This window comes from Pseudomonas sp. B16120 (assembly GCF_044218845.1).
Taxonomy (GTDB): domain Bacteria; phylum Pseudomonadota; class Gammaproteobacteria; order Pseudomonadales; family Pseudomonadaceae; genus Aquipseudomonas; species Aquipseudomonas paracarnis.
The window spans coordinates 4608936-4621408 of the sequence record NZ_CP162588.1 but is presented as its reverse complement, the minus strand read 5'-3'; the positions used below and the strand labels follow the sequence as shown (position 1 = coordinate 4621408).

Sequence of the window (12473 nt, the reverse complement as noted above, 5' to 3'; positions counted from 1 at the left end):
CGCAGCTGTCTCAAGCCTGTACGTAACGCTGCAAACCTGCCACCAGTGCATCGAATGTCACCCGGCAGCGTGGGCTGTTGCGCAGGTCTTCGTGCATGCTGACCCAAGTGTCCATTTTAAACGCGAAGCCGTCAGGCAGCACTCGGCGCAGACGTGGGTCGCGCTGGGCCAGTTGTACCTGGCACCCACCGATGCCGGCACCGGCGCGGATCATTGCCAGTTGCGCCAGGTCGCTGTCGCTACTGATGGCGAAGGCGTTGCGCTCAAAAACCTTGATTGCCAGGCTGCGGATAAATGCAGTGGCTTGATCAAAGCCGATGACGGAGTGGCCGGCCAGGTCGTGCATGTGTTGGGGGATGCCGTGTTGCTGCAGGTAATCGTCACGGGCATGCAGGCCGACTTCGATCAGGCCGATACGCCGCGCCAGCAGCTGCTCCTGGCTGGGGCGCACCATGCGCACGGCAATGTCGGCTTCCAGCTGCAGCAGGTCGCTCAAGCGGTTGGTCAGCACCAGTTCCACCTTCAGGTGCGGGTGTTCCCGGCGCAATTGCGTGATGATCGGCGGCAGTACCTCCACACCCACCACTTCACTGGCCGATACTCGTACCACGCCACGCACCTCATCGCCTTGGGACGAGGCGGCGCGTTCAAGGGCGGCGGCGGTACGCGCCATGGTTTCTGCATGCGCCCGCAGTGTGTGGGCGACCGTAGTGGGTAATAAGCCTGAGGGCGAGCGGGTGAACAACACGACGCCCAGCGCCGTTTCCAGCGCGGCGATGTGCCGCCCTACCGTGGGTTGGGTGATGCCGAGCTGCCGTGCGGCCCCCGACAGCGATCCTTCCTTGAGTACACCGAGAAATGACCGGTAAAGCTCCCAACCGATATTCGTAGCCATACATAAATGTATAGCGGCTCGATACTCTTGGGCAATTCCTCTATAGCTGTTCCGCATCCAACATACCCTCATCAACCAACAGTGGGAGAGGGTGATGAGCAAGGTTCTGGTTTTGGGTGCAACCGGTGGCATTGGTGGCGAAGTGGCGCGGCAGTTGAGCGCGGCGGGCTGGGAGGTGCGGGCGTTGACTCGGGATCTGATCAAGGCTCGCAGCCAAAATCCTGTTTTTACGTGGCTAAAAGGCGATGCCCTGAATCGCGACGACGTGATCGCGGCCGCCCGGGGCTGCGCGGTAATCGTGCACGGCGTCAATCCGCCGGGTTATCGCAAATGGGCCGAGTGGGTGTTGCCGATGATCGACAACTCCATTGCGGCGGCCATCTGCGAAGGCGCGACAGTCGTGCTGCCCGGCACGGTCTACAACTTCGGGCCGGATGCATTCCCTGTGCTGCACGAAGACTCACCCCAGCACCCGCTGACTCGCAAGGGCGCGATCCGTGTGCAGATGGAGCAGCGCTTGCGAGCCGCTTCCACTCAGGGCGCCCGGGTGGTGATTGTGCGCGCTGGGGATTTTTTCGGCGCCAGGGTGGCCAATAACTGGTTTGCCCAAGGCTTGGTCAAACCCGGCAAACCGGTGCACACCATCCGCTACCCAGGCGATTACGGCGTGGCCCATCAATGGGCTTATCTGCCGGACGTAGCGCGTACAATGCTTGAGTTGATTGAGCGTCGTGCCAGTCTTGGCGCCTTCGCCTGCTTTCATATGGCTGGGTACATGGATGCGGACGGTACGCAGATGGCTAAGACGATCCAGCGTGTGGTGCTGCGCAGGACGGGCCAGCAACCCAGGGTCGGCGCGTTTCCCTGGTGGTTGTTGAACTGGGCGGCGCCTTTTGTCGTCACCGTGCGTGAGATGCAGGAGATGCGCTACCTGTGGCAAACACCGTTGCGCCTGGATAACCAGCGCCTGCTCGCGACGCTCGGCCATGAGCCCCACACACCGCTGGAACAGGCGGTGGAGGCCACCCTGGTTGGCCTGGGTTGCCTGCCTACTTGCGTTTGATCAGGCGTGCATACACGGCGAGGTTGACCACCACCACCACGGCCCCCAGCACTAATTGAGTATTCGCAGTCAGCCCGGCTGGGTAGATCATCGTCAGAATGTAATGCTCGATAAACCCACCGCCATAACCATCCTGCCCGGCCAAGTGGCGAAACAGGTTTTCCCAACGTGTAAGGGGGCAGGGCAGGTGCAGCACCTCTACCGCGATGCCCCAGGCAACGGCGGGCAGGTGCAGCCACATTACCCTGGGCCACTTCAGGGTGAGCAGGCCGCCGAACAGCACGAACAGGATAAAGGCCAGGTGGAACAGCACGAGGCCGTCGGCGGCTAGGCGGTAGAGCATGTTTGAGCTCGATGTGAGGTGAAGGGGTACGTGAATTTTTGCAGCGCGCCGTTATAGCTCCAGTTGACTGGCATTGATACCGAACGCTTTGGCTATCTTTTCCCGCGTGGTGCGGCGGGGTTTGCTGACCGCTTCCTGCTGGGCAAATGCCGATTGTGAAATACCCAGGCGTTTGGCGACTTCTTCCTGGGTCAGGCTCAGATGCTCGCGCCACGCGCGAATAGGTGTTGCGCCATCCACCAGGCGGCTGACTACCGCATGGGGGATCAGGTTTGGATCGTTTTGCTGCGCCACATAGTGTTCATAGGGAATCACCACATAGGCTGGCTCGCCCTGCGTATTGTGGATGATCTGTACGGCAGTAGGTTCGCTCGTCACGTTTTTTAACCTCTTGGATGCTGACGACCTGGATGCTGCCGTCCCAGTCGAAAAGGACCCGGTAATGACCTACCCGCAAGCGATAGCTGTGAGGATGGTTAACCAGCGCCTTGACGTTGATTGCATCGGGCATGTGTTCAAGAGCGGACACGGCATCGCGTACCTGTTGCTGATGATACGAATGCAACCGAAGCAATTGTTTGACGGCTTTTCGCGTCCATTGGATTGAATTCATGGGAGGTTAATAAGTCTTTTATAAGGTTTGCAATCGGTATTTTCAGATCCGCGTCAACGGGTCATGACGTTTTCCTCTCAAACCCTAGACGGCCGCCGTCAGCGCCGACGGGTAAAACTGTTGCGTGGTATGAATCAACGGAAGGCCCACGAAGGTTGCTTGCAGGCAACGAGGGCCGTTATTGTGCTGAATCCTTTTAGTCCTCGCCCCAAGGTTGTGTTGTGATGAATGCACCGCGTACCGCTGTCCCGATCAAAGCCGTGATTTTCGATATGGACGGGTTGTTGCTGGATACCGAAGGCATCTACACCGAAGTCACGCAGATCATTGCCGAACGCTATGGTCGTACCTACGACTGGGGCATCAAGCAGCACATCATCGGGCGGGGTGCCCAGGATTTGGCCGATTACGTGGTCAAGGCCCTGGACCTGCCGATCACGCCCGCCGAGTTTCTGGAAATACGCGAACCGCTGATGAGCGAGCGCTTTCCCAAGGCCTTGGGTATGCCCGGTGCCGAGGCGTTGGTGCGGCACTTGAAGGCGCACAATATTCCGATTGCGGTGGGCACCAGTTCATCGCGTAACTCGTTTGGCCACAAGACCACCCTGCACCGTGAATGGTTTGGCCTGTTCGACACCATCGTCACCGCTGACGACCCGGAAGTAGGCGCTGCCAAGCCCGCGCCGGATATCTTCCTCACCGCCGCGCGCCGGTTGGGTGTAGCGCCTGAGGATTGTCTGGTGTTCGAAGATTCGCCGTTCGGCGTGACGGCGGCGAAGGCTGCGCACATGACCGCTATTGCGGTGCCCGATGAGGCGATGGCTGACAGCAAGTACCAGCATGCTGACCAGATTATTCGCAAGCTCGCCGACTTTGATTTGGCCGCCTACGGCTTGCCCCCCATGGCCTGACCCCGCGCGGTCAAAAATGTGGGAGCTGGCTTGCTCGCGAATGCAGGGTGTCAGTCAGTAGATTTATCAACTGACTCACCGTATTCGCGAGCAAGCCCGCTCCCACATTTGGGTTGCGGTTCTGCAAAAATCAGGCGCTGAAACCACCATCGATGGTCAGGCTGGCGCCCGTGATATAGCCGGCCTCCGGCCCGGCCAGATAGGCCACAAAACTGGCAATCTCCTCCACATGCCCATACCGTCCTACCGCCATCAACCCGATCAGGCTGTCGGCAAAATCACTGTTCGCCGGGTTCATATCGGTGTCCACCGGCCCAGGCTGCACGTTGTTGATGGTGATGCCCCGTGGCCCCAGGTCCCGTGCCAATCCCTTGGTCAACCCCACCAGCGCCGCCTTGCTCATGGCGTAGGGCCCGCCACCGCCAAAGGGCATGCGTTCGGCGTTGGTGCTGCCGATATTGATCACGCGGCCACCTTCGCCCATGTGCTTGGCGGCTTCCTGGGTGGCGATAAACACGCTGCGCACATTGATCGCCAAGGTCTGGTCGAAGTCTTCCAGCTTGAATTCGTCCAGCGGCGCGATGGCCAGCACGCCAGCGTTATTCACCAGGATATCCAGGCGTCCAAACGCCTCGACCGTGGCGTTGACCGCCGCGCGAATCGCCGTGGCATCGGCGCTGTCGGCGTGAATCGCCAGAGCCTGCCCCCCTGCGCCGATCACCTCGTTCTGCAGTGTTTCAGCCTTGGCGGCCGAGCTGACGTAGGTAAAGGCAACCGCTGCCCCCTGGGCGGCGAGGCGCTTGACGATGGCGGCGCCAATGCCGCGGGAACCGCCTTGAATCAAGGCGACTTTGCCGGTGAGGTTATGTGTGGTCATGTCGATCTCCGAGGTAGTTGATGGAGCGAGTATCGACCTCGCCCGCGCTGCTCGGTAGCCCGTGGTTGCTATAGTCTGTGTAAACCAAAAGTTTAGAGTGGAGCGATATGGAAAGCTTTGGCAGTATCGAATGCTTTGTGCGCAGCGCCGAGGGTGGCAGCTTTGCCGAGGCTGCACGGCACCTGAGCCTCACTCCCGCAGCGGTGGGTAAAAGCGTCGCCAAGTTGGAGGCGCGCCTCGGGGTGCGGTTGTTCCAGCGCAGCACTCGGCGTCTGGTGCTGACCGAAGCCGGCAAGGTGTTCCTGGCGGAAGTCAGCGGCAGCCTCACCACCATTCAGAATGCGGTCGCCAACCTGGCCAGTGCCGAAGGGCGGCCGGTGGGCACGCTCAAGGTCAGCATGGGGCCAGTGTTCGGCAATCGGTATGTGGTGCCGTTGTTGGGCGAATTCATGCAGCGCTGTCCGGATATCAGCCCGGACTGGCATTTTGATAACCGCCAGGTCGACCTGATCGGGCAAGGCTTCGATGCGGCCATCGGTGGCGGGTTTGATCTGCCCCAAGGCGTGGTGGCGCGCAAGTTGACCCCGGCGCACCGGGTGCTGGTGGCGTCGCCGGATTACCTGGCGCGACGCTTGCCGGTGCGGGCGCCCGACGACCTGTCGCACTGCCTCGGCATCTTGATTCGCTCGCCGCAGACTGGCCGGGTGCGTTCATGGCAACTGACCCACCGTGAGCGCGAGCACAGCCCACTGGTACTGAAGCCAGCCATGACCATGAGCGACTCCGAAGCCGCCTGCTGCGCCAGTGCCCAGGGCCTTGGCATCGCGCTGGTGAGCATGCCAATGGCCGTGCCGTTCCTGGACAGCGGTGCGTTGGTGCGAGTGTTACCCGATTGGTATGTGGACGACGGTAATATTTCCATCTACTACGCCGAGCATAAGTTGCTGCCGGGCAAGACGCGGGCGTTTGTGGATTTCATTATTGAGCAGTTCGCCGAGCAGAAACTGGCTCAACGATTCAGTGCCATCTGAGCAGGGCCTTGCATCGAGTCGTGGCCATCGCGGGCAAGCCCGGCTCCCACAGTGATCGCAATCCAATGTGGGAGTCGGGCTTGCCCGCGATGCAGGCGCATCGGTCTACCGCCCGAACTTGCCCGGCCATCCAATGACTTTCTTCGGCCGCGGCGCCGCATACGTCCTGATCTTCGAGGTCGACAACCCCAACCGCACCAACGACTCGGCCACCATCACCGCCGCCGTCACTCCGTCCACCACTGGCACCCCGGTGCGCTGGCGGATCTGCTCATCCAGCCCGGCCATGCCGCCGCAGCCCAGGCAGATCACCTCGGCCTTGTCGTCGCGGATGGCCAGTTCGGCCTGGCGCACGATGGCCTCCGTGGCGCCCAGCGGGTCTTCTTCCAGTTCCAGCACCGCCATGCCGCTGGCGCGCACCGAAGCACAGCGCTGGTAGAGGCCGGCGAGTTTCAGCCGGTCTTCAATCAGCGGCACAGTGCGGTCCAGGGTGGTCACCACCGAGTAGGCGTGCCCCAGGAACATCGCGGTGCTGGCCGCCGCTTCGGTGATATCCACCACCGGCACATTGAGCAGTTCCTGCAGGCCTTCACGGCCATGTTCGCCATAGCCGGCCTGGATCACCGCATCAAAGGGCTGGTCGTAGGCCATTACCCGATCCATCACGGCGATGGCTGCCAGATAGCTTTCAAAATTGCCTTCCACCGATTCTGCGCCGAAGTACGGGGTGAGCCCGACAATCTCGGTGCCCGGTGAAGCCACGGCCCGTGCTTGCTGGGCAATGGTGTCGGTAATGGATTCGGTGGTGTTGACGTTGACCACGAGGATACGCATGGAAAGTCCTTGTTTAATGACTGACGTTATCGACGGCAATGCTTTCGCCGCTGACATCGGCGTAGTGCGGTTGACGCTTGGCAATCAGCAGGTACAGCAACCCTGCAATGCCGGCGCCAAACAACCAGGAAAACGGCGAGACGCTGGCAAACCCCGGCAACAGCGCCAGCAGGATGGCGATCACCGCCGCCGGAATGAACGCCGCCACCGCACGCATATTCACCCCCCGGCTGTAGTAATAAATGCCTTGGGGGTCTTCGCTGTACAGCTGCGGCACATCCACCTGGCTTTTACGGATCAGCCAGTAATCGACCATGATCACCCCGTACAACGGCCCCAGCAGCGCGCCGAGGCCAGAGAGAAAATACACGATCACCAGTGGGCTGTTATAGAGGTTCCACGGCAGGATCAGCACGGCAACGAAGGCGCTGATCAGTCCGGCGCGGCGAAAGTTCAGGTACTTGGGCGCCAGGTTGCTTAATACAAAGGCCGGGGCGACGAAGTTGGCCATGATGTTCACCGCCACGGTGACGATCAGGAAGGCCAGGCAGCCGAGCACGAGAAAGAAGGTGTTGGGGATCGCCGCGATGATTTCGGTCGGGCTTTCGATCACGCGGCCATTGAGCTGGAACTGCCCGCCGCACAGCAGCACGGTGATGGCGGCGAACACCAGGATATTCACCGGCAGGCCCCAGAAGTTGCCGACCTGGATAGTCCTGCGGCAGGGTGAGGAACGGGCGAAGTCGCAGAAGTTGAGGATCAAGGTGCCGTAGATGGCCAGCCACAGCGCGCCGCCGGCAAAGATATTGCGCCACATCTCGCCGCCACTCAGGGGCTCGCGGATCGACCAGGCAATTTGCCCGTTCGCCTGGAAGTACATCCAGCCGGCCAGTGCGGCCACGGTCAGCAGAATCACCGGCCCGGCGAAGCCTTCATAGCGACGTACCATTTCCATGCCATAGGCGAGAATCACCAACTGCACCAGCCAGATCGCCACAAAGCACGCCCAACCCAGGGTCGACAGCCCCAGAATCGAGTCGTGGTCATAATCGGCAAAGCCTGGATGAATGGCGGTCAGCAGCACGCGGAAAACTACCGAGGCCAGGTAGGTCTGGATCCCAAACCAGGCAATCGCAATTACCGCCCGAATCAACGCCGGAATCTGCGCCCCATGAATGCCGAAGCTGATACGGCTGATAACCGGAAACGGCACACCGGTCTTCTGCCCCATGTAGCCCGACAAGTTCATAAAGAAGTACACCAGCGCCGCGCCGATCCCCAGGGACAGCAATATTTGCCAGCCGCCCAGGCCTAATGCATAGAGGCCGATGGCGAATGAGTAGTTGGCGATGTTGTGCACGTCATTGGTCCACAACGCGAAGATGCTATAGCGCCCCCAGCGTCGGCCTTCGACCTTGGTGGGCGCCAGGTCCTTGTTGTGCAGGCGCGGGCTGAGTACCAGCGGGCCGGGGCCGGCGGCCGCAGGGTTTAACGGGGAGGAGGGCAGATCCAGTGCGAGGGTGTTCGAGAGACTTGTACGCATTCCGGCAGGCTCCAGCGCATCTGCAGCAAAGCGGCGGATGGCAAAGTGTATGTAGGTTTTGTATTGATTGTATACAAAGCGTACTTCTGCCTAAGCCATATGCGTGCCAATTCTCGATATAAGAAAATCTTGGCTAATTTCGTTTTTATATAGATTGTGAATAACTTACTGAATTGCGGGCACTATAAGTTGACCGTTTGAACAGGTATTTATTTTTTTGTTAATTGGAGGGCTATTTATAGACGGCGCCATTGGCGCAGAGAGATGTTACGTTTTGGTGCGTTGTATATTAAGTTGCACACAAAAATGGCACTTATGGTTACAAGGTTGTGTACAAGATTTACCCGGCCGAAAGGAAATCTCGCTTTCTGTAGGAGCGAGCAAGTTCGCTCCTACAGAGGCGGTGGCATGAGAGGCTCAAGCCTTGCTGATGATATTCCCCGCATGCAGCCCGCATTCCTTCTGCGTGGCTTCTTCCCACCACCAGCGGCCTTCGCGCTCATGCTGGCGGGGCAGTACCGGCCGGGTGCAGGGCTCGCAGCCGATGCTGATGAAGCCGCGCTCATGCAGGCTGTTGTACGGCAGCTCCAGCATGCGGATGTAGCCCCACACCTCTTCGCTGGTCATCTGCGCCAGCGGGTTGAACTTGTACAGGGTGCGTTCCGGCGTGGAGAACGCCGTGTCGATTTCCAGCGCCGCCACCTGGCTGCGAGTGCCGGGGCTCTGGTCGCGGCGCTGGCCGGTGGCCCAGGCGCTGACACCTGCGAGTTTGCGGCGCAGCGGTTCGATCTTGCGGATGCCGCAGCATTCGCCATGGCCGTCCTTATAGAAGCTGAACAGGCCTTTCTCTTTGACGAAGGGCTCCAGCTTGCTCGGGTCTGGCGAGATCAGCTCGATGTCGATCTTGTAGAACTCACGCACCTGCTCGATAAACCGGTAGGTCTCCGGATGCAGGCGGCCGGTGTCGAGGCTGAACACCTTGACGTTCTTGTTCAGCTTCCAGGCCATGTCCACCAGCACCACATCCTCGGCACCGCTGAAGGAAATCCACAGGTCATCGCCGAACTGGCTGAACGCCAGCTTGAGAATGTCCTGGGCAGACTTGTTGGCATAAGTCGTGGCGAGTTCAACGACGTCGAAGGCTTGGTTCATCAGGACGGTTCCTACAGGTCAGTGGCGCTGAGCGCTCTCTAGGAGGGCGATGGTATCAAAAACTGTCCCGCGTTGCGGCGGCTGGCGTGAGTCGCTAGAGTTCGGCAGTCCTTTTGCTCGCTCAACTAACAATATCTAACAGGAGTGTCGTGTGGAAATTGCCTGCCTTGACCTGGAAGGGGTGCTGGTTCCGGAAATCTGGATCGCCTTCGCCGAAAAAACCGGTATTGAATCCCTGCGCGCCACCACCCGCGACATTCCCGACTATGACGTGCTGATGCAGCAACGCCTGCGCATCCTCGACGAGCATGGGCTCAAGCTGGCCGATATCCAGGCCGTTATCGCCACGCTCAAACCGCTGGACGGCGCCATTGAGTTCGTCAATTGGCTGCGCGAGCGCTTCCAGGTGGTGATCCTGTCCGACACCTTCTATGAGTTCTCCCAGCCGCTGATGCGTCAGCTGGGTTTCCCGACCTTGCTTTGCCACCGCTTGATCACCGATGAAAACGATCGGGTGGTGAGCTACCAACTGCGCCAGAAAGACCCCAAGCGCCAATCGGTGCTGGCATTCAAGACGCTCTACTACCGCGTGATCGCTGCCGGTGATTCCTACAACGACACCAGCATGCTGGGTGAAGCTGACCGTGGGATTCTGTTCCATGCGCCGGACAATGTGATTCGCGAATTCCCGCAGTTCCCGGCGGTGCATACGTTTGAAGACTTGAAAAAAGAGTTTATCAAGGCGTCGAATCGGCAGTTGAGCCTGTAAGTTATGCGGCGCGGCTGATTGCCCCATCGCAGGCAAGCCAGCTCCCACCTTCGACCCTGTAACGTCAAACGACGCGGTCAACTGAGGGAGCCGGGGTTGCCCGCGATGGCATCGGCTCCGTCACCGCCTAACCCTCGGCCAGCAAGCGCTCATAAGGAATACGCAAGCCTTCATGCAGGCGTTTGATCATCGCCAGGCTCAGCTTGCGCTTGTGGTTCAGCACCTCTGACACCCGCCCACTGGTGCCGATAAACGGCTCCAGATCGCGGGCGGTCATGCCCAATTGCTCCATGCGAAACTTGATAGCCTCTACCGGATCCGAAGGGGGCATGGGGTAATGCTCGGCTTCGTACTTCTCGATGAGGATTGCCAGGATTTCCAGCTCATCACCTTCAGGCGAGCCGGGTAGTGCTCCCCATATCTGCTCGACTCGTACGAGTGCCGCAGTCAGTTCTTCCTGGGAGTGAATAGGTTTGATGTTCATCACGCAGTCTCCGCGTTGATCTGGTCGTACTGAGCGTGGGTCCCCACGAACCGTATAAACCCTAGTTGTCGCTGGTAGTCGATGGCCATGATCACTCGATACTTGTTGCCGCCGACGTTGAACACGACCCTGCCGCCCTTAAGAATGCTCGCTGTTCTGAGCTCGGCACTTGAGTGCTTGCGGTGTTGGATAATTGGCCTTTTCCATGTGCCGATACCACTCGATCAGCGGTGTTCTGGCGTCGCTATAAGCTGAATGGCTTTCCCAGAATATTCGTAGGGTAGAGAGAGCGATTATCCGCATCGCTTCAACCTCCCATTTTGGGAGATCATAGGTGCGATTGCGCGGTTAGGCAATCTCGGAAATATTTCCAGACGAGGAGGTAGTCGCTTCATGTGATCCTTCACAGGTGGCGGTGGACGGTCGATCCGGACGCTATATGCAAGCGTCTATTCCGTCCACAGCGGTTCTGATTCAGGCTTTTTCTATCGCATGGCGTTCTACTCGAACGCTAGGCAGGGGCTGTGCCCTACAGGTTTTCCAACGTTTGTAACAACACCCGCACCTTCGTCAGCGACTCCTGATACTCCGCCTGCCACTCTGAATCCGCCACAATCCCGCCGCCACCCCAGCAACACACCTGCCCATCCTTGACCAGCAAGCTGCGAATCGCGATGGAACTGTCCATCTCGCCGCGCACGTCCAGGTACACCAGCGAGCCGCAATACAACCCGCGGCGGGTGGGTTCAAGCTCGTCGATGATCTGCATGGCGCGAATCTTCGGCGCGCCGGTGATGGAGCCGCCAGGGAAGCTGCCGGCGATCAGGTCGAGGGCGTCTTTGTCGTCGGCCAATATGCCAGTGACGCTGCTCACCAAGTGGTGCACGTTGGGGTAGCTTTCCAGGCTGAACAGCTCCGGCACTTTCACTGAGCCGATACGGCAACTGCGGCCAAGGTCGTTGCGCAGCAGGTCGACGATCATCAGGTTTTCTGCGCGGTCCTTGGGGCTGGCCAGCAGTTCGGCGGCGTTGGCGGCATCCTCTTCTGGCGTCAGGCCGCGAGGGCGGGTGCCCTTGATCGGGCGAGTCTCGACCTGGCGTTCGCTGATGCGCACAAAGCGTTCCGGCGACAGGCTCAGCACCGCGCCGTCATCCGGCAGGCTCTGGAACCCGGAAAACGGTGTCGGGCAGGCCTCGCGCAGGGCGCAGTAGGCCGCCCACGGGTCGCCGCTACAAGGTGCGCGAAAGCGTTGGGTAAAGTTGACCTGGTAGCAGTCGCCGGCCTGAATGTAATCCTGAATACGCAGGATGGCCTGCTGATATGCCTCCAGGCTGAGGTCCGGCGCCATGGGGCCCTGAAGCTTGAAGGCGGTGGGCGCGCTGCCCGTTGCATGACTGAACAGAGCGATCAGCCGTTGCCGCTCGCTATCGGCCAGCACCGGGTGAAACACCAGCTGGCTGGTGCGCGCCTGGTGATCGCTGACCAGCGCCCAGGCATACAACCCCAGGCGCGCATCCGGCAGGTGCAGGTCGTCCACGGCCAGGCGTGCAACCTGTTCCAGGTGCCGGCCGAAGTCATAGCTCAAGTAACCGATCAAACCGCCGGCAAAGGGCAATTCAACCCCAGCAGGCAGGGCGGCCTCACCCAACTGCGCCAGGTTCTCTCGCAAGCGTTGCAGGAAATCGCCGCCGCTTTCATCCGGCCCAACCGTCAAGGTTGCTTCAGGCCAGGCGCTGAGCAGGTCATAGCGCCCCCGCTCGGCAGCCGGGCGGCCGCTGTCGAGCAGCACCGCGCCAGGCGCATGGCGAATAGCCGCAAAGTACTCGGCGGGGTTGGCCCGGTAGGGTAAGGGGTAAACGGAACAGGTCGACATGCGAGGGTGAATCAGCCAGTGGCGTGGGGGAGGGGATTGTAGTCCTCTGTAGGACTTGCTCCTAGGGGGGATGTCGGTGATAGCT

Annotated in this window: 13 protein-coding genes and 2 pseudogenes; 4 read left to right on the top strand and 11 right to left on the bottom strand. The window is 60.1% G+C overall.

The window, feature by feature from the left end; all coding sequences use genetic code 11:
- Window positions 1–10: 10 nt before the first annotated feature.
- On the bottom strand, window positions 11–895 hold the full coding sequence (locus AB4P90_RS21505) for a LysR family transcriptional regulator (protein ID WP_102666443.1): 885 nt from the start codon (window positions 893–895) through the stop codon (window positions 11–13).
- Window positions 896–989: 94 nt separating this feature from the next.
- On the opposite strand from AB4P90_RS21505, the gene AB4P90_RS21500 reads away from it, so the two are divergent.
- The gene (locus tag AB4P90_RS21500; protein WP_014719514.1) at window positions 990–1958 is read left to right on the top strand and encodes an NAD-dependent epimerase/dehydratase family protein; all 969 of its coding nucleotides are present in this window, start codon (window positions 990–992) and stop codon (window positions 1956–1958) included.
- Here the strand turns inward: AB4P90_RS21500 and AB4P90_RS21495 are convergent.
- The 3 genes and pseudogenes from AB4P90_RS21495 to AB4P90_RS21485 all read right to left on the bottom strand — a co-directional run.
- Window positions 1945–2301, bottom strand: coding sequence for a DUF2784 domain-containing protein (locus AB4P90_RS21495; RefSeq protein WP_014719513.1), 357 nt, complete (start codon window positions 2299–2301; stop codon window positions 1945–1947). The two genes, AB4P90_RS21500 and AB4P90_RS21495, sit on opposite strands and share 14 nt — an antisense overlap.
- Window positions 2302–2352: 51 nt before the next feature.
- Entirely contained in the window at window positions 2353–2679 is a 327-nt protein-coding gene (locus AB4P90_RS21490) for a helix-turn-helix domain-containing protein (protein WP_014719512.1), read from the bottom strand.
- A pseudogene (locus AB4P90_RS21485) lies at window positions 2663–2914 on the bottom strand (type II toxin-antitoxin system RelE/ParE family toxin); the annotation flags it as partial. The gene AB4P90_RS21490 and the pseudogene AB4P90_RS21485, both read right to left, overlap by 17 nt.
- A 224-nt stretch (window positions 2915–3138) precedes the next feature.
- On the opposite strand from AB4P90_RS21485, the gene AB4P90_RS21480 reads away from it, so the two are divergent.
- Entirely contained in the window at window positions 3139–3825 is a 687-nt protein-coding gene (locus tag AB4P90_RS21480; RefSeq protein WP_019820575.1) for an HAD-IA family hydrolase, read from the top strand.
- Between the two features lie 130 nt (window positions 3826–3955).
- Here AB4P90_RS21480 and AB4P90_RS21475 read toward each other — a convergent pair whose 3' ends face one another.
- Complete coding sequence (locus AB4P90_RS21475) at window positions 3956–4702, bottom strand: 3-oxoacyl-ACP reductase family protein (protein WP_019820573.1); 747 nt, start codon at window positions 4700–4702, stop codon at window positions 3956–3958.
- Window positions 4703–4809: 107 nt separating this feature from the next.
- Between AB4P90_RS21475 and AB4P90_RS21470 the strand changes: the two genes are divergently transcribed.
- Window positions 4810–5733: a LysR family transcriptional regulator gene (locus tag AB4P90_RS21470; RefSeq protein ID WP_019820571.1), complete on the top strand. Its 924-nt coding sequence runs from the start codon at window positions 4810–4812 to the stop codon at window positions 5731–5733.
- A gap of 105 nt (window positions 5734–5838) precedes the next feature.
- Here the strand turns inward: AB4P90_RS21470 and AB4P90_RS21465 are convergent, their stop codons facing one another.
- The 3 genes from AB4P90_RS21465 to AB4P90_RS21455 all read right to left on the bottom strand — a co-directional run bounded on the left by AB4P90_RS21465 (window position 5839) and on the right by AB4P90_RS21455 (window position 9262).
- Window positions 5839–6567 (bottom strand): aspartate/glutamate racemase family protein, encoded by a 729-nt coding sequence (locus tag AB4P90_RS21465; protein WP_060767355.1) that lies wholly within the window; start codon window positions 6565–6567, stop codon window positions 5839–5841.
- A 13-nt stretch (window positions 6568–6580) separates the two neighbouring features.
- Window positions 6581–8110, bottom strand: a complete 1530-nt coding sequence (locus tag AB4P90_RS21460; RefSeq protein ID WP_019820568.1) for an NCS1 family nucleobase:cation symporter-1 — start codon at window positions 8108–8110, stop codon at window positions 6581–6583.
- A gap of 417 nt (window positions 8111–8527) precedes the next feature.
- Window positions 8528–9262: a phosphoadenylyl-sulfate reductase gene (locus AB4P90_RS21455; protein ID WP_014719506.1), complete on the bottom strand. Its 735-nt coding sequence runs from the start codon at window positions 9260–9262 to the stop codon at window positions 8528–8530.
- A 151-nt stretch (window positions 9263–9413) separates the two neighbouring features.
- Between AB4P90_RS21455 and thrH the strand changes: the two genes are divergently transcribed.
- A complete protein-coding gene (gene thrH / locus AB4P90_RS21450) occupies window positions 9414–10031 on the top strand; it encodes a bifunctional phosphoserine phosphatase/homoserine phosphotransferase ThrH (protein ID WP_014719505.1) in 618 nt (205 codons plus the stop codon).
- A 127-nt stretch (window positions 10032–10158) separates the two neighbouring features.
- On the opposite strand, the gene AB4P90_RS21445 is transcribed toward thrH, so the two are convergent.
- The 3 genes and pseudogenes from AB4P90_RS21445 to pabB all read right to left on the bottom strand — a co-directional run bounded on the left by AB4P90_RS21445 (window position 10159) and on the right by pabB (window position 12388).
- A complete protein-coding gene (locus AB4P90_RS21445; protein WP_069868696.1) occupies window positions 10159–10515 on the bottom strand; it encodes a type II toxin-antitoxin system HigA family antitoxin in 357 nt (118 codons plus the stop codon).
- A pseudogene (locus tag AB4P90_RS21440) lies at window positions 10515–10818 on the bottom strand (type II toxin-antitoxin system HigB family toxin). Before AB4P90_RS21440 ends, AB4P90_RS21445 begins: the two are co-directional and overlap by 1 nt.
- A gap of 226 nt (window positions 10819–11044) precedes the next feature.
- Complete coding sequence (pabB, locus tag AB4P90_RS21435) at window positions 11045–12388, bottom strand: aminodeoxychorismate synthase component I (RefSeq protein WP_106111327.1); 1344 nt, start codon at window positions 12386–12388, stop codon at window positions 11045–11047.
- Between the last annotated feature and the right edge of the window lie 85 nt (window positions 12389–12473).

Excerpts from the sequence above, each read along its gene's own strand:
- AB4P90_RS21495 (WP_014719513.1), bottom strand. The coding sequence starts at position 2,301 with ATGCTCTACCGCCTAGCCGCCGACGGCCTCGTGCTGTTCCACCTGGCC.
- AB4P90_RS21500 (WP_014719514.1), top strand. The coding sequence starts at position 990 with ATGAGCAAGGTTCTGGTTTTGGGTGCAACCGGTGGCATTGGTGGCGAA.
- AB4P90_RS21455 (WP_014719506.1), bottom strand. The coding sequence starts at position 9,262 with ATGAACCAAGCCTTCGACGTCGTTGAACTCGCCACGACTTATGCCAAC.
- AB4P90_RS21480 (WP_019820575.1), top strand. The coding sequence starts at position 3,139 with ATGAATGCACCGCGTACCGCTGTCCCGATCAAAGCCGTGATTTTCGAT.
- AB4P90_RS21505 (WP_102666443.1), bottom strand. The coding sequence starts at position 895 with ATGGCTACGAATATCGGTTGGGAGCTTTACCGGTCATTTCTCGGTGTA.
- pabB (WP_106111327.1), bottom strand. The coding sequence starts at position 12,388 with ATGTCGACCTGTTCCGTTTACCCCTTACCCTACCGGGCCAACCCCGCC.
- AB4P90_RS21445 (WP_069868696.1), bottom strand. The coding sequence starts at position 10,515 with ATGAACATCAAACCTATTCACTCCCAGGAAGAACTGACTGCGGCACTC.
- AB4P90_RS21465 (WP_060767355.1), bottom strand. The coding sequence starts at position 6,567 with ATGCGTATCCTCGTGGTCAACGTCAACACCACCGAATCCATTACCGAC.
- AB4P90_RS21475 (WP_019820573.1), bottom strand. The coding sequence starts at position 4,702 with ATGACCACACATAACCTCACCGGCAAAGTCGCCTTGATTCAAGGCGGT.
- AB4P90_RS21460 (WP_019820568.1), bottom strand. The coding sequence starts at position 8,110 with ATGCGTACAAGTCTCTCGAACACCCTCGCACTGGATCTGCCCTCCTCC.
- AB4P90_RS21470 (WP_019820571.1), top strand. The coding sequence starts at position 4,810 with ATGGAAAGCTTTGGCAGTATCGAATGCTTTGTGCGCAGCGCCGAGGGT.